Raw genomic sequence first — 25304 nt, forward strand, 5'->3', positions numbered from 1 at the left:
ATGGAGAACAACTTTAAGTTTATACCTCAGGAAATACCTGAGGTTATCCTGATAGAACCCAAGGTTTACGGTGACGAACGGGGTTTCTTCATGGAAACCTGGTCTGAAAGGCACTTCAAAGCGGCAGGTTACGACTGGAAGTTCGTCCAGGACAACCACTCTCGCTCCCATAAAGGGGTCTTAAGAGGATTACATTACCAAAAGCAATATCCTCAGGCAAAGCTGGTAAGGGTAATCCACGGAGAGGTCTTTGACGTAGCGGTGGATATAAGAAAAAACTCGCCCACCTTTGGGAAATGGGTTGGAGTGATGCTAACCGCTGAAAACAAGAAAATGCTCTACATACCGAAGGGCTTCGCCCACGGATTTCTGACCCTATCGGATACAGCCGAATTCCTCTATAAGGCTACAGATTTTTATCATCCTGAGGATGAGGGCTGCATAAGGTGGGACGATGAGACTATTGGGGTTAAATGGCCATTAGATCAATCCTCGGTCCTTTTAAATGAAAAAGATTCAACTAGGCCAAGTTCTTTTACCATGCTACAGTAGCTTTGAAACTTAGGGCCCCCCACCCAAGCATCCTCATTTTCTAGTTCCCAGGAAGGCACCTTACTCAGTCCCCCTGTCGATTTAGATCATAAATCAACGGGGGGACTGAGTAGTTACCCTTCAGTGATAGAATCTAGCAAGACAGCAAATTGTTTAGCCTGCCTTTTCCTATCGTATTCCATAATCTTATCCTCATAACCTAAGTAAGAGACCCTTCCATTTTCATAAAACTCATCATACCAACATTTTATAGCCTTGGCTATTCTATCAGAGTTAGAGCAGACAAAGCCACAATTTGTGTCTTTTATTAAGTCATCGACTACCGAACCAGGATTTTCAGGTATAGCCAAAATAGGTTTTCTTGCACCAAGATACTCAAATATCTTCCCAGAATAAAGCCCTTTTTGAGTTAAATCCGCCCAGGACAAAAAAAGCAACACAGAGGAATTTAATTGTCTTTGAATAACCTGCTCGACGGGAATCCTATCCTCAAAAGAAACTATTGAGTTAATATCTTCTTCAATCAGATTTGGAGGTAATTTCCTAGGATCAACACCTAAAAAACTTACTTTTATTTTTAAAGGGTCAATCATATTGTTTTTTACCAAAAAACTTATTGCATCGAAAAAAGGCTGTAGATCCTGCTTGCCTCTATAAATTGACCCTGTATAAACGATGGAAAAGACTGGCACGTTATTAGTTTCATTATTCTTATCACTACAAGAGAGATAATTATCATAATCCTCTTGATCAAAACCGTTTGTAATAACATCAACTGATCGCCCTAAGAGGTCCTCCAATCTATCAGCTAGAGGTTTAGATACAGTTACAACTTTTGAAGCAGATCGAAGAGTTCGCTTTTCAAGTCTACGATCAAAAAAGCGTCTAAGGGAGCTATAGTCGGTAAGATGACTATCGCTCCACAAATCTCGGTAATCTGCAATCCATGGGATACCAAAATCTCTACTTATCTTGTCTGCAACTACATGACTAGAAAAAGGAGATGCGGTACTGATAATAGCCTTAGGTTGATCCCTAACAATGGCTTTTTTAGCACAGCGAAGAGAATTATGCATCCACTTGCTATACTCATCTGGATAAGCAAAGATTTCCCTTGCCATCCGGTGAGCAAACCTTGCCAGTCTAATCCCCCCCCTTTCCCCTGTCTTCGATTTGAGACGACCAGAATCAGCACGTTGAATGCTTCTTTCTTGAAATTCTCTAGCTAGTCTATCTAAAGTAGATCTGCTTGGGACTCTACAGACAGTAACATCGGGAAGGGGTAAATTCCAAACACCTTCTTTTTCCTCTCCTGCAATAATAACAGGCTCCCAATTAAAATTCTTGATATATTTGGCCAACTTCCAGCTTCGCATAGATGCAATACTTGATATTGGTGGATAATAACGAGCCAGGTAGATAAATTTTCTCAAAAAAACAACTCCCTCCTAGATCAATGTTATCGGGTTTTCGAATCAAATTCAATTATTTTATAATTCAAGAACTTCAGTCCAATCTTCCTGTTATGAAAAACCTGGATTTTACAGAAGAGGAGAGTTTAGTGATGATGGAATGCACCGAGACGCTCAATTTAGCCCATTACGGTATAGTAGCAAGCTTTGTCAATAAGCTTAGCCTGGTGGTGTTTTTGGATCGTCACCTGAGCAAGTCCCGTTCCCATACGGTCTCTTCCGGCCAGGAGGCGGCCAAAGCGGTTATTTTAAACGGTCTTGGCTTGTGACTATTCAGTCGCCCCATCCAGGAAGAGGATCTGACCATCGATAGCCATAGACATGGCCTCGAAGATGTTGATCGAGTTCTTCTTCGCCGTGATGAGGAACGACATTATTTTGGCATAGTCACTAGCTCCTTCCGAGGTTCGGAAGCAGCCCGATATTTTAAGCTTCGCCTTGAAGTTGCGGATGTTTCGCTCAGCTTCGTTATTGTCGAAGGGGATCGCAAAGTCTCTGGCATAGAGCAGGATCTCCTCCTTATGGTCTCTAAATCTCTCCAGGAGGTTCCTGGCCTTGCCTTTTTTGGGCCTGCCTCTTGCCCCCTTTCCAGTGGGTAGGGGGTTTTGAGCCAGACCGGAGGCAAGCAACTCACCGAAGGGCTTATCGATTCTGTAGCGACAGCAATAAGATGAAAAACGGTCCTTACCGGCCGCGATAAACGCCTTCTTTCATGTAGGCGTAGTCGCGGTTACAGGCAACATGAGCCCAGCGGAGTCCTTTATCTACTCGAACACCTGTTTCGTCGAAATGGGGCAAGGAGAGAGCTTTGACCTTCTCCTTTATGACCTCCACAGATGGGGCTATGGATACGGCCCCTATGGTGTTTAGGACGGAGAGCAAAGCGATAGTCTCAGGACCATACTGGATGGTGGATTTGATGAACACAGGCAACTGGCCCCTTATCGTCTCACAGGACAAGGGACATATACGCTTTATCGCCTGATGCTTTTCTATCGACGTCACCAGCTTGGTCTCTATAACGCATCCTGCACCGCAGGAACCTTTTTCAGCGGTTCAAATATCCTTATGTTCGCAGCTCTCGCACTGTACGGGCAGATGCTCCACTATAATGTCCGGCTCATGGGGAAGCTGAAGGCCACTTCCTTTATGGCCTTTCTGAGCCCCTTTACTCTTGCCGCTTTTCTTCCGGGAGCTGGTCGGCTTGGGCTTTTTATAGCCGTCGCTTGAAGGAGGCTTGGAGCTGGTCTGGCTGTTTTGTTTCAGGATGGCTTTGAGCTCTGCTATACGGGCTTCCAGTCTTTCCTGATTCTCGCTTAGGCTCTTGATTATTGCCTTGAGAATCTGGTTTTCCTCGAAGAGCTCTTCATAGGTGGGCTTCTGAAACATGGATAGGCCTCCCTTCAGATTTATTCTGATGCCATGATATCACGTTGCAAGAGGCTAAAGAACTGCTGATTTAGGAGCTAAATCGGTAGGGCGACTGAATAGTTACATTTTAGTCTTAAATTCCGGTGAACGTCGTTGTCGTTTGGCTGCCATTATGTCCCCTCTCTTTCTGAGACCTATGATACAGCAGCCTGTTCTTGACCTTAACCTAGCAACTTACTCGGTGGTCCATTTTTCCGGGTCCACTATACTCCGCCCTTTTGGGTTGTCAAAAACATCCTGGCACATAGTGTGAGTGAAGGCTACCAGCTTTTTAGCCTAAAAACTATTTTTTTCATATAATAAGGATCCATAGACATAAGTAACCTGAAGGGCCATATGGCTACTGATTTCCCAACAACGGTGGAACTCTTCAAGAACACAAAAAGGGCAAGGGATCTGATAAAACAACTATACCTAATCCCAACGCTTAAGGAACTATCTCTTAAAAATAATAAATTTACGTTTATTTTATCTATCAAAAACTCTGACCTTAACCTTGATGGCTTATCCTTCACACACATTGAAATATTATCATTGTGAGTCCTATAGCAAACTGAAGGAAACCCCACTTCCACGAATAGCTTACCTTTTTTTGCGGAACAAAACCATAGATAGTAGTCTTCTATGTGTTTTATTCCACGAAGAAGATGTGCTGAGTCATCCCAAACGTCTCTTGAATAAAAAGCTCCTGGAGCTAGTATCACACACCCCACACCAGCTAAAAAGTTTGCCCTTTCATGGCTAGTCATTGCCATGAAAAATCGCCGGTCGTTTCTCCTAATATTTCTCTTTCCAGTCAACTCATTAATCTCAACAACATCAGAGCAGAAAATCGTGCTTTTTATTCCATCGTATTTCTTTATGATATCAATGGCTTTTGGGAGAAACCAATCATCGCCAGCCAACCCCTTAAGGAGAGACCCCTTCGATGCTACGATACCTTTTCTAAAGTTACCGACAATACCCACATTTTCCGAACCTTTGATAAGTTTGGCGTTGGCAAATCGATGGCCGTTTTTATCTACCCAATCCTCGACAACTTCAGGAGTTCGGTCAGTAGAGCAGTCATCGGTTACTATCAACTCCACATCATGGACATCGGACTTTAGCATACTATTCAGCGTATCAAGGACATAATTTTCTTGATTATAAGTTGCCATAATAATAGAAAGCATTTTTTCATCCTCTCAGGTTATTATAGTGGACCCGGAAAAATGGACCACCGAGTAAGTTGCTAGGTTAAGGTCAAGAACAGGCTGCTGTATCATAGGTCTCAGAAAGAGAGGGGACATAATGGCAGCCAAACGACAACGACGTTCACCGAAATTTAAGACTAAAATGTAACTATTCAGTCGCCCTGCCGATTTAGGTTCTAAATCAGCAGTTCCTCAGGCTCTTACAACGTGATATCATGGCATCAGAATAAATCTGAAGGGAGGCCTACCCATGTTTCAGAAGCCCACCTACGAAGAGCTCTTCGAGGAAAACCAGATGCTCAAGGCGATAATCAAGAGCCTCAGCGAGAGGATCTCAGAGCTCGAAGCCATCCTGAAACAAAACAGCCAGACCAGCTCCAAGCCTCCTTCCAGCGACGGCTATAAAAAGCCCAAGCCTACCAGCTCCCGGAAGAAAAGCGACAAGAGTAAAGGGGCCCAGAAGGGCCATAAAGGAAGTGGCCTTCAGCTTCCCCATGAGCCGGATAAAATCGTGGAGCACCTGCCCTCACAGTGCGAGATCTGCGAACATAAGGATGTCTGAACCGCCGATAAGGCTTCCTGCGGTGCAGTATACGTAATAGAGACCAAACTGGTAACCACGGTGGAAAAACATCAGGCGATAAAACGAACCTGTCCCTTGTCCAGCGAGACGATAAGGGGTCATCTACCTGTAACCGTGACTACGCCTATATCTCCGTCGAGAAGAAGCGAGGCTACGATGGAATGGTCGCCTCCGGGATACTTCCCTGGTTCAGGGGGATAGCTGTCCATGACTTCTGGCGTCCCTACGAGAGATTTGACGTTAACCACGTCTACTGCAACGCCCATCTTATAAGGGAGCTAAGGGCCATCCACGAGAACACTGGACAGGAATGGGCCTCAGACCTGAAAAAGCTCCTAGTATGGGCTCAGCACAAAAAGAAGGAGTTTATCGCGGCCGGTAAGGACCGTTTTTCACCTTATTGCTGCCGATACAGGATCGACAAGCCCTTCGATGAATTACTTGCCTCCGGTCTGGCTCAAAACCCTCTACCTACTGGAAAGGGGGCAAGAGGCAGGCCCAAAAAAGGCAAGGCCAGGAACCTCCTGGAGAGATTTAGGGACCCTACCTGCCAAAATAGGTGTCGCATGATAGACTAGTTTAGCGAGTCGAGAGAGACTCCCTGGAGGTGCGACACATGGCTAGGTACAGCAAAGAACAAAAAGAGGCAATCAAAAAGAGAATGATGCCGCCGGAGAACATGTCCATACCTAAGTTATCGAAGGAGACGGGCATAACGGTGACCACCCTCTACAACTGGAGAAAAGAGCTCCGTGCGTCCGGCAAGGCCGCTCCCTGCGAGGAGGCAAACGATGGCCAGAGCTTCAAGGTCAGGGAGCTTATGCATGAGGTTGCTTACTTCAGGCGATCTGAGGGGAAAACGAGGACGACTGATCGGTGCCTCGGATCGCCGTAACGGGGAGATCTACGACGAAGAATCAGGAGAGCTGGCGTCGGAGGTGGTCACCAAAGCGGTCCTGTCGGAAAAGATCCGTCTTGCCGACAAACCGCTGATCCTGCACGCCGACAACGGAAGCCCAATGAAAAGCGCCACATTGAGGGCCACCATGGAAAAACTAGGAGTACTGTTCTCCCACAGCAGACCGAGGGTAAGCAACGATAACCCCTACAGTGAATCGATCCGATAGCTGTCAAGAGACATGTCGCGTTTCTTGAGTTCCCGCTGCACATTCAGAAGCCGTCCTATCCTGGTTATCGAGATTTAGAAAAACGATATCAGGCAGGGAAAGATCTCGAATCTCTCGGGCTCCACATTTTCACAAAGAAAAACCACACGATGGACATGTATCTCCTTTTCCGATCCGCTGACCACAGTTACATACGTATCCTTGAATCCTTGCTGGATTACCATAAACTAATCCGTGGGGAGGGACATCTTTAGTAACGACCGATCCAGCACCAATCAAAGAATAGGCTCCTATAGTCACCCCAGCAATTATTGTAGCGTTAGCTCCAATCGAGGCATGGTCTTCTATGTTAGTCTTGATAAATTCACTCGGTCTTCTTTTTGAACGAGGAAACAGATCATTTGAGAAGGTCACATTAGGACCGATAAAAACATTGTGAGCAATCCTAAGACCGTCCCAAATCTGGACACCTGATTTAACGGTAACGTTGTTCCCTATGATAACGTCATTCTCGATAAACACCAGAGCATTAATATTACAGTTAGATCCTATCTTTGCCCCTGGCAAAACAACAACATATTGCCAAATAGATGTATTCTCTCCTATATCTTTGCTCTGGACATCCGAAAGGTCGTGAATACGTAGACAAGCCAATTAGAGACCTCCTCTCAAAGATACAATAAAATTTAAATTAGACACCAAGACCTTCACAAGTCAAGCTAGAAAAACCGACCTGCACGATGAAATATACGTTATCGGACAAGATTTTGATCAATTCTGCTCACCTTTCCTACTCAGCCCAAATCTAGCCCAAATCATCCTAAGCTGCTCCCTGTAAACGATGCCGATCAGGAGCATAGAGCCTGAGGAGAACAACACCGGCGATATCCATACCGACTTACCGTTAACTATGGAAAGCAGACACAACATGACAGGGACCAGAAACCGTAGGTTGCCCTGAATGAGGCTCAGCCTTTTAAGCATGATAAAGGCCACGATCACCGATACCACGTATCCTAAGGCTGTCGCTATGGCGGCACCCTCTATCCCTATCTTAGGTATAAGATACCAGTTGAGAAGAACGTTTACGACAGCACCTAATGCTAAGGTACACATGGATAGATAGGATTTTTTAACCACTAGAAATTGATTCCCGATAGTCTGAAAGAGCATGAGAATCAGAGGCGAGATATAGAGGTAGGGAAATACCACCGAAGCCCCTCGATACCCCTCTGCCACCATGAAGGAGAAAATCCAGTCCACGAAGGGAAGGAGAACGAGAAGGCTTATTATCGAAAGCACCCCTAGAACCTCAAATACCCTGGACATAAGTTCGGTGTGATCTGAATCCTTCATGGTGGAGAAGGCAAAATACTGCCATCCTCCAGCAAATGCCATGTATATTCCCTGACTTATAGCCGATAGCCTGGCTCCAACCCCATAAAGACCAACCGAATCCATCCCCAGATAGTGTCCTATCATAAACCTGTCGCAGGAGGTAAAAATCCAGTAGACAATGAATGTAGGGGTAAGAGGAATCCCTATCTTGAGGATTTCTTTGATGTGCCCCCTATTTACACCCTCTAAGGTGAAGTACGACCTGTTCAGCCAACCATAGAGGATCAAAACGACGATTCCGCTGAGGAGGTTTCCCGCTACAAGTCCCTGAAGCGGATAGTCTCTCAGTGCTAACCCCATGGCGATGCCGTAGTAGAGTATAGGCCCCAGTAAAGACAGGATTATGATGGTTCTACGTTTGTTTTCCATCCTGGTAGGGGCGGCAATAACGTTCTGTACCGCCTGTGAGGCTATTACCACACCAGCACAGAGGATGATCCAGCGGTATCCGCCCTGCCATGGAGAATAACCGTAGAGCCAGAGGGATAGGGCTGCTATAAGCACCAAACTTCCTGTGATCCCAACTATGGCCAAGGAACTGGAGCAGATTTGTCTACGGAAGGACTGGTCCTTTCCGTCAAAGTAAAGCCGAAACATGGCGTCGTAGCTGCCCAGAATTGCCATAGGGACACCGAAGCGAATGATGATGATGTAGATATCGAAAATCCCGAACACCGCTGGGTCAGTTATGATTCGGGTCAACACCGGCAGCATCAGGAAGGGAACTATTTTTGTGAGGACGTTTCCCACTCCGTAGATCAGGAAGTTTTCTATAAAAAGACGGGCTCTGGACACGACCTATTCTACGCCCATCTCTCTGCGATGTTTTTCGAACATGATACGGTTTGCGTCGTAGTAGGATTCGAAAGTTCCGGTGTCCATCCAGCCCCCTCCAGCAACGAAATCGTACTGTAGATCTCCCAGCTCTATATAGCGGTTGTTTACGCTGGTTATCTCGTACTCTCCCCTGGCCGAGGGTTTTATATGTCCTATTATGTCGAACACCCTTTTATCGTAGATATAGGCCCCCACTACTGCATAGTTGCTCTTGGGACATTCCGGTTTTTCCTGAATCTCCACGACATTCTGTTCGTCCAGGGCCGCCACTCCGAAACGCTGGGGGTCGGCAACCTCCACCAAAAGGACTCTGGCTCCTTTTCCTCCCTGCCTGGTTTTATAGTTCTCTACGAAATACCCTATAGGATCCTCAAAGACATTGTCGCCCAACAGCACCAGAACGGTATCGTCGCCAACGAAGTGCTCCGTAAGTCTAAGGGCATCGGCTATGCCGTTAGCCTCGTCCTGGACGCTGTAGGAAAAATTCAGATCGAAATCGGAACCGCTTCCTAAAGCCCCCACCATCTGCCCCATATATTCGGAACTTGTCACTATCCTGACGTCTTTTATTCCGCAGGCCATCATGTTTCTGATGGGGTTGTATATCATAGGCTCCGGACCTACAGGCAAAAGATGTTTGTTTATGGTTTTTGTCAGAGGATAAAGTCTGGTACCCTTGCCGCCTGCGAGAATGACACCTTTCATCTTTTCATTCCTCCAAATTCGTTTACCGCCCGGCAGACGGAGTCCATTTCATCCTTTGTCATACCGTTATAAAGGGGAAGAGAGAGAACGGAAGACGCCAACCTCTCGGTAATGGGGAAATCCCCCGATTTAAATCCCAGATTTTTATAAGCCCCGGAAAGATGAGGCGGAACGGGATAGTGGATCTGGGTCTGGATACCCCTTTCGCTTAGATGCTGCTGAAGTTCGTCACGCTTATCGTTCTCAACCACGAAGAGATGCCATACATGAGAGGCATCCGAGCGAATGGAGGGAAGAGTTACAGCCGACGGGTCTATATTGTTCAGATAGTAATCGGCTATAGTCGCCCTCTCGTCCAAAGTCTCTTTTAGGTATTTCAGACGAACGCTCAGGAGAGCCGCTTGAATTTCATCTAGCCTTGAATTTACGCCGCAAATGTCGTTATAGTATTTTCTTTTACTGCCGTAATTCCTTAAAGCTCTGACCTTCTCGGCGATCTCCTGGTCGTCTGTCACAATGGCTCCGGCGTCACCAAAAGCCCCCAGATTCTTAGTGGGGAAGAAACTGAAACAACCGATCGTACCGAACGTACCGGTCTTTTGACTCTTCCAGGTTGCACCATGAGATTGAGCGCAATCCTCTACCAAAGGGATACCATGCTTGCCGGCGATTTCGACTATAGGCTCCATATCGCAGGGTTGACCGTAAAGATGAACGGCTATTATCGCTTTCGTTTTATCCGTTATTGCATCGGCCAACTTGGCGGGGTTCAATCCGTGATATTCATCCGGCTCGACGAAAACAGGGGTTCCACCGTTTTCGGTTATGCCTAAGACTGTAGCTATATAGGTGTTGGCCTGAACTATTACCTCGTCACCGGCGTCTACACCCAAAGCCCTTAAAGCCAATATCAAGGCGTCCAGGCCGGAGTTGAGCCCTACGCAATGGGCTGTTCCGATGTAATCCGCAAACTGCCCTTCGAAAGAGGACAATTTATCGCCTAATATATACCACCCGGATTCCAGCGCCTCGATAGCCGCCGCATCGTATTCGTTTTTATGTTTTTCGTAAAGAGGAGCAAGTTTGTTGAAAGGTATGATCATAGCTACATCCCCTTTCGGGCAAATTCGGTGAAGAGCTTGTAGTCCCTTATATAATCCTCTTCCCTGTAGTGTTCCGAGGCGTAGACCATCAGGACGCTGTTGTCCACCATCCATTTCATGGTTCGCCACATGGAGGGGCCGACGTAGAGCCCTTTGTCCGGCGAATCCAGAAGGCAAGTTTTTACCTCTGTGCCGTCGTCCAGAGCGACCTCTATTGAGCCGTAGGGGCAGAGGAGGATCTGTTCTAACTTTTTATGAGCGTGGTGTCCTCTGATGGTTCCGGCCTTGACGTTGCCGATATGGTATATCCGTTTTACGTCGAAAGGTATCTGTTTGCCGGTCTCCCATACACAGAGCAGGTCATCCGAGTCGACAGGGTTATTTATGGTCTGGGCAGAGTATATCTTCAATCTACATCCCCCAGTCCCAGCCGTTCCATTCTGTAGGATCCGTCGGTAACCCTGTTTACCCAGTCATGGTTGCCCAGATACCAGTTGACGGTTTTCTCCATTCCGGTCTCGAAGGTCTCCTCCGGTGTCCAGCCTAGCTCCTGTTTTATCTTCGATGCGTCTATGGCGTACCGCTTGTCGTGGCCGGGCCTGTCCTTTACGAAGGTTCTCTGATCTCTGTAGCTTCCGCTGGCCTTCGGCCTTTTTGAGTCCAGGAGGTCGCAGAGAGTGTGGACTATCTGTAGGTTGGTCCTCTCGCTGTTGCCGCCTACGTTGTAGGTCTCCCCCGGAATGCCTTTTTCCATGGCGGTGGCCAGAGCTTTGCAGTGGTCCATGACGTAGAGCCAATCCCTGACGTTTGAGCCGTCTCCGTAGATAGGCAGGTCCTTTCCCGCAAGGGCGTTGTGGATCACCAGAGGTATGAGCTTTTCCGGAAACTGGTAGGGTCCGTAATTGTTGGAGCAGTTGGTGGTGACGGTGGGCAGGCCGTAGGTGTGGTGGTAGGCTCTTACCAGGTGGTCCAACGACGCTTTGGACGCAGAGTAAGGCGAGTTAGGGGCGTAGGCGGTGGTCTCGGTGAAGAGGCCGCTGTCCCCTAAGGATCCGTAGACTTCATCGGTGGAGATGTGGAGGAACTTAAAGGTCCCTTGGGCCTCCGGCTTTAGGCCGTTCCAGTAGGATCTGACGGTCTCTAATAGGACGAAGGTTCCCATGACGTTGGTCTTTATGAACTCCGCCGGTCCGTCTATGGATCGGTCCACGTGGCTTTCCGCCGCCAGGTTGAATATGCCCTGGATATTCCTGTCCCGAAGGATCTCCGATACCAAAGATGCATCGCCTATGTCTCCTTTTATGAAGACGTAGTTTTCCCTGCCCTCAAGATCCGCCAGAGAGTCCAGGTTTCCTGCGTAGGTTAGCAAGTCCAGCACCGTTACGTTATGTCCCTGTTCCACAAGCAGGTGGACCAGGTTGCTTCCTATAAATCCGGCTCCGCCGGTTACTAAGTAGTTCACTCTTTAGGGCACTCCCTTCAGGATAAAAAGCCAACGTTATTATGAGTCAAAATACTACTCGAAAAGCGTTAGGTCAAGACCGTTATCCGAGTTTTTCCAACGAAAAGGTCACAGTGGGTTTATATTATCATATAGGCTGGGCATATAGCCCTGTAGGATGGTTTAAATATGAGCCGTGGTAGAATATCGGCGGTTATCGTCAATTTGGGAAGGAGGGGTGGAGAGGAAATGAAAAGTAGAAAATATCTGATCGTAACCACCGTATCGGTCACGTTGGAAGCTTTCCTGCTACCTCAAGCCGAGAGACTTAAAGATAACGGCTGGCAGGTGGACTGTCTGGCTAACGGGGCGTCGAAGAGCGAAAAATGCCACAGAACCTTCGACCATTGCCACGATATAGGCTGGGGGCGCACTCCTCTGGACCTTAAAAATTTTACCGAATACCCGGAAAGAATCCGTCGATTGGAGAGGAAAAACGAATACGACGTGGTCCACGTTCATACTCCTGTGGCCTCTTTCGTAACACGCTTCGCTCTTAAAGAGATGAGAAGGGAAATCGGCTCGAAGGTAATCTATACAGCCCACGGATTCCACTTCTACAGAGGAGGGAACCCCGTCAAGAACGCCCTGTTTCTGGGACTGGAGAAACTGGCATCACGCTGGACCGACGAGCTCGAGGTGATAAACGGCGAGGATTACCAGGCCGCCATAACCCACCTTCTGCCCAGGGAAAGAGTGCGTTTTCTGAAAGACGGAGTCGGCCTGGACAGGGCCCACTACAACCCCGATGCCGTGCCGAAGGAAGCGGTCCAACAGGCGAGGCGCGACATGGGCCTGACCGACGGGGACGTACTCTTCACCATGATAGCCGAGTTCAACAGAGGCAAGAGACATTCCGACCTCATAAATGCCTTCGCCATGGTAAAGGACCCCAGAGCCCATCTGGCCTTTCTGGGAAAGGGAAAGCTCATAGAGAAAAGCAAAGAGCTATGTAGAAACCTCGGAATAGCCGAAAGGGTTCACTTTCTGGGGCACGTTCCGGACGTCAGGCCCTACATACTGGCATCCAGGACCACGGTGCTTCCCTCGGAGAGGGAGGGCCTTCCGAGAAGCGTAATGGAGAGCATAGCCCTGAAAGTTCCGGTGATAGGAGCAAACGCCAGAGGAACCAGGGACCTGCTGAAAGACGGCGGAGGGTGGATCGTTCCGGTGGGGGGGATAGCGGAGATGAAAGAAACCATGGAGAAAGCCATCGGTACAAGAGGGCGTAAAAAGGCCTCCATGGTCTACTGCGTATTTCAGGACATAAAGCCCAACATGATGGGGGTGGCAAAAAAAGTAAAGGGACAGGTGAGACACATGTCCCGATACTTCGACCTCTCCTGCCTGTTCGTAGGAAACCACGACATGACCCTGGCCCAGACGATAGCCGACCGAGAGGACATCGTGCTGAAGGACATCCCCAGATCGAACATACTTTCCTACAGAGTCGAGGGCCTCAGAACTGCCTACGACTGGATATCCAGACACAGACCGGACTACCTCTACCTGAGATATCCGTTGGGGTGTCCCTTCTCCGCTCTTTTCACCTATATGGTATCCCGAATGGGAGTAAAAATAATAACCGAGCACCAGTCCAAGGAACCCCACGAGCTTCGCCTGCTTAAAAAATACCACTTCATGGTGTCGGATTGGCTTTTCGGCAGGCTTACCCTACTAAACGTATCCCTCATCATCGGAGTAACCCCCGAGATAAGGGACTTCGAGAAAAACAGGGCTCCTCACAGTAGCGCCGTGTGTATGACCAACGGCATAGACGTGGAGGACTATCCCGCCAGACATTATGAAAGCCAATCCGACAAGGAAGGGGTCGACCTCCTTTTTTGCGGCGCTCTGGCCTCCTGGCACGGCCTGGACAGACTGATATCGGCAATGGCGAAGTTTTACGAATGCCCCGTTAGGCTTCATATAGCCGGGGAGGGAGAGGAAATGGACAGATTGCGCTCCATGGTCGAAAAACTGCCTCCGATGCATTCGGTTACGTTCTACGGTTACCTGGACAAGGGCGAGATATCGGACCTTTTCGACAGGTGCGACGCAGCGATAGGGTCTTTAGCGCTGGACCGAAATGGACTCCGCCAAGCCTGCACCCTCAAGACCAGGGAGTACGCCGCGAGGGGGATACCCTTCGTGATAAACTACGACGACCCCGATTTTAGAGACATACCGTGGGTACTTCAAATCCCTTCTCATAAAGAGATCGATGTAAGGGACGTAGTCTCCTGGATAAAAAAGATTAGCGCAACCCCAAATCAGATAAGAGCTTATTCATCCAAAACTACAAACTACGACAAAAAAATAAGGTCATTAGCTACGAAAATCTCTTAAACATCCGATAACACTATGTGTGATGGCTGTCAAGAGACATATCGCGTTTCTTGACAGCCATCGCCTAGGGGTTATTGCGTTTAAATGATGAAAATAAAAAAATATCCGTTACGAAGTTAGCACTAGCTAGCCCCTTCAAGTTGACAACAAGGATAAATGCTATGAGAGATAGAAATACGTATTTCTCTGTTTTTTGAGGTCGACTCTTCATGTAAAGTACTGTTGCAACCATGCAAGGAATGAAGTAGACAATAATCATTGGAACTCCACCATAATACAGTAATCTCAGATACCCGACGTCTGTATGCATATAGTAACCTGAGTCTCTTCCCGTTACATCACGGCTTACGAATTTCCCATCTCCAAAGATATACGTGCGTGTCTTATCAGGGAAAGAGTACATTGTTTTTAAACCATCTGTGGAGTTAGATCTAAGCTCTTGGTGCTCGATCAAATTATATACCGGCTCTAATCCCCATTGATATAACGGTTCTTCCTTGAATATATTGTGCAACACTAGCGCAAACAAGATTAAGACAATCAAAAAATCAATAGCCTTAATCGTTGCTGTTATTTTATTTTTGTTGGATAAAATGAATATCACAAACAACAGCGGTACGGATACCAGAGTCGTTCTGGAAAAGAAGGACCCTGCTAAGATAAAAAATAATGAAGTAGCCCAAGCCATAAACGGTCTTCCTTTCTGAATTAAAACCCCCATAGCAATTAAGGCTACTACCCCGAAGTATATCCCTGCCCCAGCGTATTTCACTGCTCCTAGCCCTATCAGACGCATTAATTCAGTTTTTGACATTGCCCTTTCTGATATAAACTCTAAAGCAAATATTTTTGACCTAACCTCCATAAAAATAAAAGAGTATACACCTATAATTATCTGAAGAAAAGCCCCCCAGAAAACAATACGTATCGCTTCTTTTTTCCCTATAGCGATATTTTTATGCTCAATTAGGAGGCAAATAGCTGCGGAGTACAGAAAAGCACCAACCAAAGACTTGCTCATAACAATGTCTTTGGACTGATTAACTAAGAGCGGTATTAATGATAAACATATGCTGCACACCTGAGAGAATAAATAAACTAAGCTATTTTTATTAACTCTCCACCCTAAGAAAAAAAGAGAGATAAATATTAACCCCATAGAAAATTTGAAATCTAAAATCCTACTAAAAAATATAATTTTATAAAAAAGAAATAAAAACACGATCGAATATACCTTTTGCAAAGAGACACCCCTCAGATCATTATTGGATTTTATTATAATTTAATCCTAGCGAACAAACCACCCGAAGTTGTCGATAACATAGAATATCTGTAACTATTCAATCGCCCCAGCTAAGAAGAGAATCTGGCCATCGACATGGCCTCGAAGATATTGATAGAGTGCTTCTTCGCCGTAATGAAAAACGACATTGTTTTAGCATAGTCACTAGCTTATAGTGGACCCGGAAAAATGGACCACCGAGTAAGTTGCTAGGTTAAGGTCAAGAATAGGCTGCTGTATCATAGGTCTCAGAAAGAGAGGGGACATAATGGCAGCCAAACGACAACGACGTTCACCGGAATTCAAGACCAAAGTAGCCCTGGCAGCGCTGAAGGGAGATAAGACCCTAGTGCAGCTCTCCAGTGATTTTGGAGTCTCCACAGTTCAGATCGGACAGTGGAAAAGACAGCTATTGCAGGGGCTTCCCGAAGTCTTCCAACAGAAAAGAAACCCAGTGGATATAGATGCTCTGACAGCTCCTCTTTATCAAGAAATCGGTCGGCTGAAAATGGAGCTGGACTGGCTTAAAAAAAATCTGGCGTTGACTCTTGAAAAGAAGCGAGGCTATGTGGAATCGGATCATCCTCATCTCAGCATTCGCCGACAGTGCGATCTCCTCGATTTGAACCGCTCCAGCTTTTACTCTCCACCTACAGTGGGGACGGAAAGTTCAGAAAAGCTGGAGATCATGGAGCTTATCTACAAACAATACACAGACATCCCAACCTACGGTAGCAGGCGAATGACCGCCTGGCTTCAAGGTGGGGAAGCCCAATCAGGTCTGGAGCACGGATATCACGTACTGTAGACTCACCTGTGGGTTCATGTATCTCGTAGCTGTCATCGACTGGTATAGCCGCTATATCCTCTCCTGGGAGCTATCCAATACTCTTGACGCTGAATTCTGCATCGTGGCTTTGAAGAAAGCTCTGGAGATGGGCAAGCCAGAGATCTTCAATACCGACCAAGGCTGTCAGTTCACCAGCAAGGCCTTTCTGAAGCCTCTGAAGGAACGTTCCATCAGCATCAGTATGGACGGTCGCGGCAGGGCTCTGGACAATATTTTCGTCGAACGGTTCTGGCGGACGCTCAAATACGAGTGGTTGTACCTGAATGAATATGAGCGAGTCGCCGATCTATCTCGAGACTTACAGAAATACCTGACATTCTATAACAGTAAGAGGCTTCACTCCTCACTGGGATACCGGACACCGCAGGAGATATATTTCGGAAAGGAAGACCTATAGCAGTCTGACCTAAACTAATCTAGGCTAAAAAATGGTCTTGACAGTGGGGTCCACCATACTTTTTTTGGGCCTGCCTCTTGCCCCATTTCCAGTCGGTAAGGGGTTTTGAGCTATACCGGAGGCAAGTAATTCATCGAAGGGCTTATCTATTCTGTAGCGGCAGCAATAAGGTGAAAAACGGTCCTTCCCGGCCGCGATAAACTCCTTCTTTTTATGCTGGGCCCATACCAGGAGCTTTCTCAGCTTTAAAGCCCATTCCTGGCCGGTGTTTTCGTGGATGGGCCTCAGCTCCCTTATAAGATGGGCATTGCAATAGACGTGGTTCACGTCAAATCTCTCGTAGGAACGCCAGAAGTCATGGACAGCTATCCCCCTGAACCAGGTAAGTATCCCGGAGGCGACCATTCCATCGTAGCCTCGCTTCTTCTCGACGGAGATATAGGCGTAGTCACGATTACAGGCAGATGACCCCTTATCGTCTCGCTGGACAAGGGACAGGTTCGTTTTATCGCCTGATGTTTTTCCACCGTGGTCACCAGTTTGGTCTCTATTACGTATCCTGCATCGCAGGAAGCCTTATCGGCGGTTCAGACATCCTTCTTTTCGCAGATCTCGCACTGATTAGGCAGATGCTCTACGATTTTATCCGGCTCATGGGGAAGCTGAAGGCCACTTCCTTTATGGCCCTTCTGGGCCCCTTTACTCTTGTCGCTTTTCTTCCGGGAGCTGGTAGGCTTGAGCTTTTTATAGCCGTCGCTGGAAGGAGGCTTGGAGCTGGTCTGGCTGTTTTGTTTCAGGATGGCTTCGAGCTCTGAGATCCTCTCGCTGAGGCTCTTGATTATCGCCTTGAGCATCTGTTTTTCCTCGAAGAGCTCTTCGTAGGTGGGCTTCTGAAACATGGGTAGGCCTCCCTTCAGATTCATTCTGATACCATCAGAGCACGTTACAAGAGGCTAAGGAACTGCTGACTTAGGACCTAAATCGGCAGAGGAACTGAATAGTTACAATGCGCGAAACATACTGGACAGTACCAAGATACATTGACGATAAGGTACAGACGATGCTATTTGCCACGAATTTCCGATAGCAGATAACTGACCTAAAGGACTACTGAGTTTAAGACCTAAATCAGTAGAGGAACTGAATAGTTATTTATTGTGAATAAAATTCTCTAAATAATACTCAACACGCTATTCACAAAATTTACATAATTTTCACTTGCCTCAAATTTTCTTATCACTTGCTTTTTAAAAGCAAATCTCAACTCTTCTTCCTTGAATTTAACCAATAGCCTCTCAATAAGCAGAGCTAATTCAGTACTTTCAAAGCTACCCGGCAACATTGTATCAAACTCCGATGGTATAAGCTCTGAGATTCCTCCAATATTAGGAGCTATAGCAGGTACACCGCAGGCCATAGCCTCCATTATGGAAACCGGGACACCTTCTGATTCACTTGAATTAATAAAAAGGTCTACGGGCTCGGCAAGAAAAAATGATTTTACTTGATTATTAGGCAAAAAACCCCAAAACTTATATTCGATATTTTTATCACTAAGAACCTCTTTGGATAAAATTTTCAAATCATTCAACAGAGGCCCTTCGCCAATGTGACTCCATCTAATTTTTAAATTATCATGCCAGCTAGAGAACAACGATAGGGCTTCTATTATTTTATCTATTCTCTTAATAGAAGAGCAACTAGAAACAGACACTATGTTGAGATATCCGTTAGGACTTGACTGAGCTATTCCAGAAGTTACAGGAACCCCCAATCGACTAATCATAATTATATCAGAGGGCACACCATAAACATCCTCCATATACTTCTTGCCTTCCTGAGAAATCGCATAGATAATATCAAGATCTTTCAAAAACTGTCGCTTAAGAGGCATATACCTCCTTCGCCTTCTTTCCTCATATAGATCAAAGCCATGGGCTCTTGATACGATTTTTTTTATTTTAGCGCTACGCTTATTGAGAACTGATGCATATGCCTGAACATCATTCCAATAGCAGTAAGCAACATCAATAATACCATGCTTGCAAAAGAAAAGATCAAGGGCCCGCTTTGCATAAAGAACAATAGCAACAGAACGTAGGGCAACAAAAACAGTCACAAAAGTGAGTTTCTTAGAGCGGAATAAATAACAGAGCTCTTGGTAAAATATTTTACAAAAAAAAGATTTCATTAAGAAATAAGCTTTTTCAATTACTGTTGTCTTTTTTGACATAGATAAGTCTATTTTGATACCATCGGGAACAGATCGAGGATAATCTGATACATGGAAAGGCATTAAAAAAACCTCAAGATCAGAACTAACTTTATTCCCCCAGTAAGGCATTTCATCTTCAAGGAACTGTTCTCCCGGCAAATAAGGAAAGGATGATGTCAAAACAACCACCCTTTTCATAATATTCCCCGTCCTACCTTAACACGAGAGCTTTCTTTACTCCGTTCATAAGCCCTCTCCAGCACCTCTACGGTCTTCCTCCCCTCTCTGGCGGTCACGAAACCGTAGGATTTGCCCGTTCCGTCCAGCATTCCCGGAAGGTCTCTGTACAGGACGTAATGTCCCCCTCCGTAGACGCTCTTGGGGTCGTAGCTTACCGAATCAAGCTGCTCGTCCATTTTGTGAGGCGCGTCGAAGTCCCATATCTCCACCTTGTTCATGGCTACTCCGCCTATCTTTGCGGTGCCTCTGTCTCCCATTACTGTGATGCTTCCCTCCAGGTTTCTGGGGTAGGTCAGCACCGATACGTTTATGTTCCCTATGGCTCCGTTTCTGAACTTGAGGCCAACCGTTATGGTGTCCTCCGCCTCTATACGCCTGCCCAGGGTGGAGGAAAATGCGTGTACCTGATCAACCGCCCCGCCCATCCACTGAACCATGTCCACATAATGGGCGGCCTGATTGGCGAGGCATCCTCCGTCGAACTCCCAGGTTCCACGCCAGGGGGCCATGTCGTAGTAGTCCTGGGGCCTTGTCCAGAGAACGTTGGAGGTTATCATGTGGATGCGGCCGAAACGCCCGGCCTCAAGGGCTTGACGAAGCAGCACTATGGTGGGGTTCAATCGGTTCTGCTTTACCTCCATGTAGAGCACTTTGGCCCTGTCGCAGACCTCTATGGCCCGATCCACCTTTTCGAGGCTTGTGCCGAGAGGCTTTTCGGACAGCACGTTTACCCCTGCCTTTGCGGCGGTTATGGCGTGATCCGGGTGCATTCCCGAGGGGGTGCATAGGGCGACCATGTCTATGTTTTCGTTTTCAAGCATTTTTTCGTAGTCGGTGTAGGCGGTGCAGCCGGTCTTGGCGGCAGTTACGGTGGCTCTTTCCTCCAGTATGTCGCAGCAGGCCACGAGATTCAGTTCGCTAACCTTTTCTATGGCGGCGACGTGGCTGGCGCTTATTCTGCCGCAGCCCAGTATGGCTATGTTGTGCATTTTCTCTCCTCCCAAGCTACAGCAGATAGGCGTTTTCAAGCTCCGACGGATCTACTTTCAACGCCGGTGCCAGAACGTTTTTGGTGTCGAAGACGAGGCTGGAGTTGTCCGCCACCAACTTGTAGTCTACTTTGTGCTTGTGGGCGGTGGTTATGACCACGGCGTCGTATTCCTTCAGGCTTTTTTCCGTTATGTCTACGGAACTCACCTTTTCGCCTTTCCAGTCGACTTCGGGGCAGTAGGGGTCGTGATAGCTCACCACCGCTCCTTTGCGCTCCAGCTGCTTCCACACCTTGAGGGACGGAGATTCCCTGAGGTCGTCTATGTCTCCTTTATAGGCGACTCCCAGCAGAAGTACTCTGCTGCCTCTGAGGGGTTTGGATCTGTCGTTGAGCAGGTCCATGAGTCTCTCGACTACGTGGTCCGGCATGGAGTCGTTTATCTCTCCTGCCAGCTCTATGAGTCTGGTGTGGTAGTCGTATTCCCTGGCCTTGTAGGTGAGGTAGAAGGGGTCCAGAGGGATGCAGTGGCCGCCTATTCCAGGGCCGGGGTAGAAGGGGACGAAGCCGAAGGGTTTGGTGGAGGCTGCTTTTATGACGTCCCAGACGTTTATTCCCATTTTATGGCAGAGTATGGCCATTTCGTTGGCCAGGGCGCAGTTTACGATACGGAAGGTGTTTTCCAGTATCTTGGTGGCCTCCGCCTCTTTGGGGCTGGATACGACGAATACCGGGGCGTCCAGCACCGATTCGTACAGGGTTTTGGCTATCTCGGTGCACTGGGCTGTGCAGCCTCCGACCACCTTGGGGGTGTTGTGGGTTTTGTAGGTTGCGTTGCCCGGGTCCACTCGCTCGGGGCTGAAGGCCAGGTAGATGTCCGTTCCTACTTTAAGGGCCGATGCCTCCAGGAGGGGTTTCAGTATTTCCTCGGTGGTTCCGGGGTAGGTGGTGGATTCCAGCACCACGAGCATGTCTTTATGCAGCCTTTTCGCAACCTCTTTCGTGGAGGCCTCGACGTAGGAGAGGTCCGGCTGTTTGAATTTGTCCAGAGGAGTGGGAACGCATATGGCGACGACGTCGCAGTCTTTAAGGCCGTCGAAGTTTGTGGTGGCCTTTATGAGGCCTTTGGAGACGAAGTCTTCGAGCTCTTCCGGAACTATGTCGCCTATGTAGTTTTCACCTCTGTTGATCTTGTCGCATTTGTCCTGCTGAACGTCGAAGCCGAGGACGGAGAAGCCCGCCTTGGCTTTTTCCACGGCCAGGGGAAGGCCTACGTAGCCCAGGCCTATTACTCCGATTTTGGCCGTTTTGTCTTTTATTCTGTCGATCAATGCCATGGTTGGGTCGGTCTCCTTTATCCTTCGTAGTATGTCTGGTTTTCTATGAGCTGCTCTTCCGGTACCGGTTTCATCTCTTTGGCGGGGCATCCTGCCACTATCGTTTCGGAGGGAACGTTTTTGGTGACTACCGCTCCAGCAGCTACGAGGGCGTCTTTGCCTATTTCCACCCCGGGAAGCAAGGTGGCGTTGGCACCTATTCTGGCTCCTTTTCGGAGGACCGGTCCGGCGAAGTGTTTTTTACGCTCTTCGGTGCGGCCAAGGTAGTTGTCGTTGGAGAAGGCGACGCAGGGGGCTACGAAGCAGTAGTCCTCCACGGTGCTCATGGCGGTTATGTAGGCGTTGCTCTCTATTTTGCATCTTTTGCCGATGGTGGTCTTGTTCTCCACTGTGGCTCCTCTGCCGATTATTGTGAGTTCGCCGATGGTTACATCCTCTCGGACGGTGGCGCAGTCGCCGAAGAAGACGGAATTTCCAATTTCGGCCCCTCGGTAGATCACGCAGCAGGCCCCTACCGTTACAGATTTGCCGAGTACCAGAGGGGGAAGTTCCACGGCCTCTCCTGTGGTGGCGGATAGGCCCGCCTTGGCGGGGCATTTGCCCAGTATGGCTCCGTCCAGGATGATGGAGCCATCGCCTATATGAACGCCGGACCTTATGACCACGTTGTGGCCGATCCGGACGTTTTCGCCGATACGAACCTCTTTCTCTATAACAACGTTCTGCCCGATCGTGGAGCTTTCGGGGCAAGGGCTGTCTATCATTGGGTGGCTCCTTTCAGTATCGATCTCAAGGCGAGAACTGTCTTCTCCGCCGCGTGTCCGTCGCCGTAGGGGGTGGGCGGTGTCGTTCCGTCGGTTTGGGCGATGGAGAGTCCTTTTTTTACTATGTCCTCGGAGTTCGGCTCCGCCAGGAGGTTCCAGCCGCAGTCGGTAAGTTCTCTCCAGCCGGTGTCGGGCATTATAACCAAGGCCCTTTTTCCGGCAAAGACGGCTTCTTTCTGGAATCCGCCGCTGTCGGTAACGGCTAAGGCGCAGTTTTCCGCCAACCCCATGAGCTGAAAGTATCCCACGGGGGGCACGATCTTGATGCCGTCCGTCAGGCCGGAAAGGCCGAATTCCTCTATCCTCTTAGACGTTCTGGGATGGGCGGGGAAGACTATCTCCAGATCGAGGGTCTTTCTCAGCTCGGAGAGCCCCTTTAGGATCTCGCCGAGCTTTCGTTCGTCGTCCACGTTGAAGTCTCTATGCAAGGTCACCAGCACGAAGCGATTCGGCTTCAGGCCCAGTTTTTCCGTGATGGCTCCGTCGAAGCTGGAACGCATCATGAGAAAAAGGTCGTACATGACGTCTCCTACGTTGTGAACGCCCTGGGTTATGCCCTCTTTCGCCAGGTTGTCTGCCGCTGTTCGAGAACAGGTGAAGAGATGTCTGGACAGATGGTCCGTGACGACCCTGTTTATCTCCTCCGGCATGTCCTTGGGGTTTTGCCTTATTCCCGCCTCAACGTGGGCCACGGGGATTTTCAGCTTGGATGCCGCCAGGGCTCCGGCCACGGTGGTGTTGGTGTCGCCGTAGACGAGGACCATGTCGGGCCGTTCTTTCAGCAACACCGCCTCGAAACGCTCGAGGGCGCGGGCCGTCATGGCTCCGTGGGATCCGCTGCCTATGTCCATGGAATGATCCGGATTTTTTATGGATAGCTGATCGAAGAAGGCCCCGGACATGTAGGCGTCGTAATGCTGCCCCGAGTGGACCAACACGTAGTCCCAGGCGGAAAGACGGCGCACCTCTTTGTATATCATGGCCTCCTTTACGAACTGGGGCCGGGCTCCTACGAGGGATATTACCTTGGGCAAATTAGAACCTCCTAGATGTGTTGTCAGAGTAATCTGGGAACCGATAGCTCCTGGGCCATGGAGTCCAGCTGGACCATTAGCTCCGGCGTTATGGGTATCCCTGATTTCAATCGTTTAGACCTGGTTTCGTGTTCTTTCTCTCCCGCAACGTATATACGAGAGGCTTCCTTTTCTTTTCTCGAGTTTTGAAGATCTCGAAGTATGGCCCCTGCTACGGAGCGGAAGGTCTCCAGAGGCAAAAATTTGGATACGTCTATAGCGATGAAAAAGTGCCCCATTCCGATTCCCGTAACCTGCTTTAGATAGGGACCGTTTTGGAAGGCTGCGGACAGTATCTCAACCATAACCGACAGGCCGTATCCCTTATGCCCTCCGTTTATCTCACCTAAACCGCCTAGAGGCAAGAGAGCGGCTTCTCCGCTCAGGAGTTTTTTCAGAATTTCAGAGGGGTCGTTAAGGCTTACTCCGTCCGAGCCGGTCACCAATCCATCCGGCATTACCTGACCGTTTCTCTCGAACATTTCCACAGCACCTCTTTGAACGATGGATGTTGCAGCATCGAAAAGGAAGGGAAAATCCAAGTCCGTAGGGGCGCTGAAGGCTATGGGGTTCGTTCCCAAAATGGGCTCGGTTCCGAAGGTGGGACATGTGGACGGCCTGGCGTTGGTGAAGGCCACTCCCACCATTCCCTCGGAAGAAGCCATCAAGGGGTAGTAACCGGTAAATCCGAAGTGACTGGAGTTCCTCACCGCCACGGCTCCTATTCCGTTTTCCTCGGCTTTCTTTATGGCCAGTTTCATGGCCTCTGTGGATATTACGTGGCCCATGCCTCCCCCGCCGTCGAGAAGAGCGGTTCCACTGGATTCGGATAGTACGGTTATTTTCGATGTAGGGCTTTGAGCCCCGGATTTCAGCCTATCGACGTAGATGTGAAAACGGCCTATTCCGTGAGTATCGAAACCTCTAAGATCCGCCTCCACCAATACGTCGGAGATACGTTTTCCATCCTTTACCGGGACGCTCAGGCGTTCCAATACACTTTCTATGAAGGCCCGAAGTTTTTCGTGATCCACGTTTGTGCAGTTGGCGTCGTTATGCGAGGAAATCATAGACGGGCTCCCTTTCGACGAATTTATTGCGATGAGTTCTATGAGTCAAAATACTACTCGAAAAGCGTTAGGTCAAGACCGTTATTCGAGTTTTCCCAACGAAAAGGTCACAGTGGGTTTATATTATCATGCTAGGTAGGTATATCACACCATGGAATTTTTATAGCATAGAAAAAAGACCCGGCCTTTCGGCCGGGTCTTCATCTTTTGAGGATATCGGAGTGGGTGCCGGTTCTGATCAGTGAAATGGCTTGTTGATCGACTCTGTATATCAGGATCCAATCGGGTTCTATGTGAAGCGAGCGATGGCTGCCCCAGTTTCCTAGCATGGGGTGATCATTGTATTGTTCGGGAAGTTCCTTCCCTGAGGCTAGGATTTGGAGTGCCTTCTTCAGCTTGTCCGTGTCTTTGCCCCGTTTTACTTGTAGTTTTACGTCCCGTTTGAACTGACTTGATCGTTTCAGCTTCGGCATCAGATACCGAGATCTTCATACAGGTCGTCAAGAGACTGAAACTCTTCTCCTTCTCCGGAAGCAATCTCGGCCATAGCCTGCCTGGTTTTGGCGTTGGGGATCTCTACCGGAAATGGAAATCGTCCGCTCGTTCCGATCTGTACCAGCGTCATCCTGACGGCGTCGGATATGGATAGCCCCATCTGCGAAAGGGCTTCCGATGCTTTCTGTTTGGTTTCGCTGTCTATGCGAACTCTGATAGAACTATCACAGGCGGTCATCTTTATCGCCTCCTTGTAGCCACATTGTATCAACGTATCGG

The 25304-nt window shown here is 48.3% G+C and carries 28 protein-coding genes and 2 pseudogenes; 8 read left to right on the forward strand and 22 right to left on the reverse strand.

From position 1 onward, the window contains the following. Positions 1-552, forward strand: a complete 552-nt coding sequence (gene rfbC, locus L2W48_RS01995) for a dTDP-4-dehydrorhamnose 3,5-epimerase (protein WP_236098952.1) — start codon at positions 1-3, stop codon at positions 550-552. Positions 553-665: 113 nt separating this feature from the next. On the opposite strand, the gene L2W48_RS02000 is transcribed toward rfbC, so the two are convergent. After that, positions 666-1985, reverse strand: coding sequence for a glycosyltransferase (locus L2W48_RS02000; RefSeq protein ID WP_236098953.1), 1320 nt, complete (start codon positions 1983-1985; stop codon positions 666-668). A gap of 131 nt (positions 1986-2116) precedes the next feature. Between L2W48_RS02000 and L2W48_RS02005 the strand changes: the two genes are divergently transcribed. After that, positions 2117-2293, forward strand: coding sequence for a DUF4277 domain-containing protein (locus L2W48_RS02005; RefSeq protein WP_236098954.1), 177 nt, complete (start codon positions 2117-2119; stop codon positions 2291-2293). On the opposite strand, the gene L2W48_RS02010 is transcribed toward L2W48_RS02005, so the two are convergent. From L2W48_RS02010 to L2W48_RS02025, 4 genes are all read right to left on the reverse strand, one after another. Beyond that, on the reverse strand, positions 2294-2653 hold the full coding sequence (locus L2W48_RS02010; protein WP_236098955.1) for an IS66 family transposase: 360 nt from the start codon (positions 2651-2653) through the stop codon (positions 2294-2296). A 55-nt stretch (positions 2654-2708) separates the two neighbouring features. Further along, positions 2709-3029 (reverse strand): hypothetical protein, encoded by a 321-nt coding sequence (locus L2W48_RS02015; protein WP_236098956.1) that lies wholly within the window; start codon positions 3027-3029, stop codon positions 2709-2711. Between the two features lie 51 nt (positions 3030-3080). Further along, positions 3081-3413, reverse strand: coding sequence for a DUF6444 domain-containing protein (locus L2W48_RS02020; protein WP_407928688.1), 333 nt, complete (start codon positions 3411-3413; stop codon positions 3081-3083). A 302-nt stretch (positions 3414-3715) separates the two neighbouring features. Then, positions 3716-4630 (reverse strand): glycosyltransferase family 2 protein, encoded by a 915-nt coding sequence (locus tag L2W48_RS02025; RefSeq protein ID WP_236098957.1) that lies wholly within the window; start codon positions 4628-4630, stop codon positions 3716-3718. 271 nt (positions 4631-4901) lie between these two features. Between L2W48_RS02025 and L2W48_RS02030 the strand changes: the two genes are divergently transcribed. The 4 genes and pseudogenes from L2W48_RS02030 to L2W48_RS02045 form a co-directional block, all read left to right on the forward strand. Then, positions 4902-5213: a DUF6444 domain-containing protein gene (locus L2W48_RS02030; protein ID WP_236098958.1), complete on the forward strand. Its 312-nt coding sequence runs from the start codon at positions 4902-4904 to the stop codon at positions 5211-5213. A gap of 29 nt (positions 5214-5242) precedes the next feature. Further along, positions 5243-5812, forward strand: a complete 570-nt coding sequence (locus L2W48_RS02035) for an IS66 family transposase (protein WP_499776432.1) — start codon at positions 5243-5245, stop codon at positions 5810-5812. Positions 5813-5850: 38 nt separating this feature from the next. Then, the gene (locus tag L2W48_RS02040) at positions 5851-6129 is read left to right on the forward strand and encodes a transposase (RefSeq protein ID WP_236098959.1); all 279 of its coding nucleotides are present in this window, start codon (positions 5851-5853) and stop codon (positions 6127-6129) included. 4 nt (positions 6130-6133) lie between these two features. Next, positions 6134-6355 (forward strand): annotated as a pseudogene (locus L2W48_RS02045) (IS3 family transposase); the annotation flags it as partial. 135 nt (positions 6356-6490) lie between these two features. Here the strand turns inward: L2W48_RS02045 and L2W48_RS02050 are convergent. The 6 genes from L2W48_RS02050 to rfbB all read right to left on the reverse strand — a co-directional run bounded on the left by L2W48_RS02050 (position 6491) and on the right by rfbB (position 11866). Further along, positions 6491-7015, reverse strand: a complete 525-nt coding sequence (locus tag L2W48_RS02050; protein WP_236098960.1) for an acyltransferase — start codon at positions 7013-7015, stop codon at positions 6491-6493. Between the two features lie 117 nt (positions 7016-7132). Beyond that, a complete protein-coding gene (locus tag L2W48_RS02055; protein ID WP_236098961.1) occupies positions 7133-8554 on the reverse strand; it encodes an oligosaccharide flippase family protein in 1422 nt (473 codons plus the stop codon). A 3-nt stretch (positions 8555-8557) separates the two neighbouring features. Beyond that, the gene (locus L2W48_RS02060; protein WP_236098962.1) at positions 8558-9301 is read right to left on the reverse strand and encodes a sugar phosphate nucleotidyltransferase; all 744 of its coding nucleotides are present in this window, start codon (positions 9299-9301) and stop codon (positions 8558-8560) included. Beyond that, on the reverse strand, positions 9298-10404 hold the full coding sequence (locus L2W48_RS02065) for a DegT/DnrJ/EryC1/StrS family aminotransferase (protein ID WP_236098963.1): 1107 nt from the start codon (positions 10402-10404) through the stop codon (positions 9298-9300). The genes L2W48_RS02060 and L2W48_RS02065 overlap by 4 nt, the downstream gene beginning before the upstream one ends. A gap of 2 nt (positions 10405-10406) precedes the next feature. Beyond that, on the reverse strand, positions 10407-10814 hold the full coding sequence (locus L2W48_RS02070; RefSeq protein ID WP_236098964.1) for a sugar 3,4-ketoisomerase: 408 nt from the start codon (positions 10812-10814) through the stop codon (positions 10407-10409). After that, complete coding sequence (gene rfbB, locus L2W48_RS02075) at positions 10811-11866, reverse strand: dTDP-glucose 4,6-dehydratase (RefSeq protein WP_236098965.1); 1056 nt, start codon at positions 11864-11866, stop codon at positions 10811-10813. Before rfbB ends, L2W48_RS02070 begins: the two co-directional genes overlap by 4 nt. 228 nt (positions 11867-12094) lie before the next feature. Between rfbB and L2W48_RS02080 the strand changes: the two genes are divergently transcribed. Beyond that, positions 12095-14254, forward strand: coding sequence for a glycosyltransferase (locus L2W48_RS02080; RefSeq protein ID WP_236098966.1), 2160 nt, complete (start codon positions 12095-12097; stop codon positions 14252-14254). Positions 14255-14318: 64 nt separating this feature from the next. On the opposite strand, the gene L2W48_RS02085 is transcribed toward L2W48_RS02080, so the two are convergent. After that, complete coding sequence (locus L2W48_RS02085; protein WP_236116493.1) at positions 14319-15275, reverse strand: hypothetical protein; 957 nt, start codon at positions 15273-15275, stop codon at positions 14319-14321. Between the two features lie 529 nt (positions 15276-15804). Between L2W48_RS02085 and L2W48_RS02090 the strand changes: the two are divergent. After that, positions 15805-16783 (forward strand): annotated as a pseudogene (locus L2W48_RS02090) (IS3 family transposase). 24 nt (positions 16784-16807) lie between these two features. Here the strand turns inward: L2W48_RS02090 and L2W48_RS02095 are convergent. The 10 genes from L2W48_RS02095 to L2W48_RS02140 all read right to left on the reverse strand — a co-directional run bounded on the left by L2W48_RS02095 (position 16808) and on the right by L2W48_RS02140 (position 25263). Continuing rightward, the gene (locus L2W48_RS02095) at positions 16808-17353 is read right to left on the reverse strand and encodes an IS66 family transposase (RefSeq protein WP_329604252.1); all 546 of its coding nucleotides are present in this window, start codon (positions 17351-17353) and stop codon (positions 16808-16810) included. 17 nt (positions 17354-17370) lie between these two features. Beyond that, positions 17371-17682, reverse strand: a complete 312-nt coding sequence (locus tag L2W48_RS02100; protein ID WP_236098969.1) for a DUF6444 domain-containing protein — start codon at positions 17680-17682, stop codon at positions 17371-17373. A 272-nt stretch (positions 17683-17954) separates the two neighbouring features. Continuing rightward, positions 17955-19196, reverse strand: a complete 1242-nt coding sequence (locus tag L2W48_RS02105) for a glycosyltransferase (RefSeq protein ID WP_236098970.1) — start codon at positions 19194-19196, stop codon at positions 17955-17957. Next, positions 19193-20227, reverse strand: a complete 1035-nt coding sequence (locus L2W48_RS02110; RefSeq protein WP_236098971.1) for a Gfo/Idh/MocA family protein — start codon at positions 20225-20227, stop codon at positions 19193-19195. Before L2W48_RS02110 ends, L2W48_RS02105 begins: the two co-directional genes overlap by 4 nt. A 16-nt stretch (positions 20228-20243) precedes the next feature. Next, complete coding sequence (locus L2W48_RS02115) at positions 20244-21563, reverse strand: nucleotide sugar dehydrogenase (protein WP_236098972.1); 1320 nt, start codon at positions 21561-21563, stop codon at positions 20244-20246. Between the two features lie 17 nt (positions 21564-21580). Further along, positions 21581-22327, reverse strand: coding sequence for an acyltransferase (locus tag L2W48_RS02120; protein ID WP_236098973.1), 747 nt, complete (start codon positions 22325-22327; stop codon positions 21581-21583). Next, the gene (gene wecB, locus L2W48_RS02125) at positions 22324-23421 is read right to left on the reverse strand and encodes a non-hydrolyzing UDP-N-acetylglucosamine 2-epimerase (RefSeq protein WP_236098974.1); all 1098 of its coding nucleotides are present in this window, start codon (positions 23419-23421) and stop codon (positions 22324-22326) included. The genes L2W48_RS02120 and wecB overlap by 4 nt, the downstream gene beginning before the upstream one ends. A 23-nt stretch (positions 23422-23444) precedes the next feature. Then, complete coding sequence (locus L2W48_RS02130; RefSeq protein ID WP_236098975.1) at positions 23445-24530, reverse strand: Ldh family oxidoreductase; 1086 nt, start codon at positions 24528-24530, stop codon at positions 23445-23447. Positions 24531-24730: 200 nt separating this feature from the next. Beyond that, the gene (locus tag L2W48_RS02135; protein WP_236098976.1) at positions 24731-25003 is read right to left on the reverse strand and encodes a type II toxin-antitoxin system RelE/ParE family toxin; all 273 of its coding nucleotides are present in this window, start codon (positions 25001-25003) and stop codon (positions 24731-24733) included. Next, positions 25003-25263 (reverse strand): type II toxin-antitoxin system RelB/DinJ family antitoxin, encoded by a 261-nt coding sequence (locus L2W48_RS02140; RefSeq protein WP_236098977.1) that lies wholly within the window; start codon positions 25261-25263, stop codon positions 25003-25005. Before L2W48_RS02140 ends, L2W48_RS02135 begins: the two co-directional genes overlap by 1 nt. Between the last annotated feature and the right edge of the window lie 41 nt (positions 25264-25304).

It is taken from the genome of Dethiosulfovibrio russensis, assembly GCF_021568855.1.
Taxonomy (GTDB): domain Bacteria; phylum Synergistota; class Synergistia; order Synergistales; family Dethiosulfovibrionaceae; genus Dethiosulfovibrio; species Dethiosulfovibrio russensis.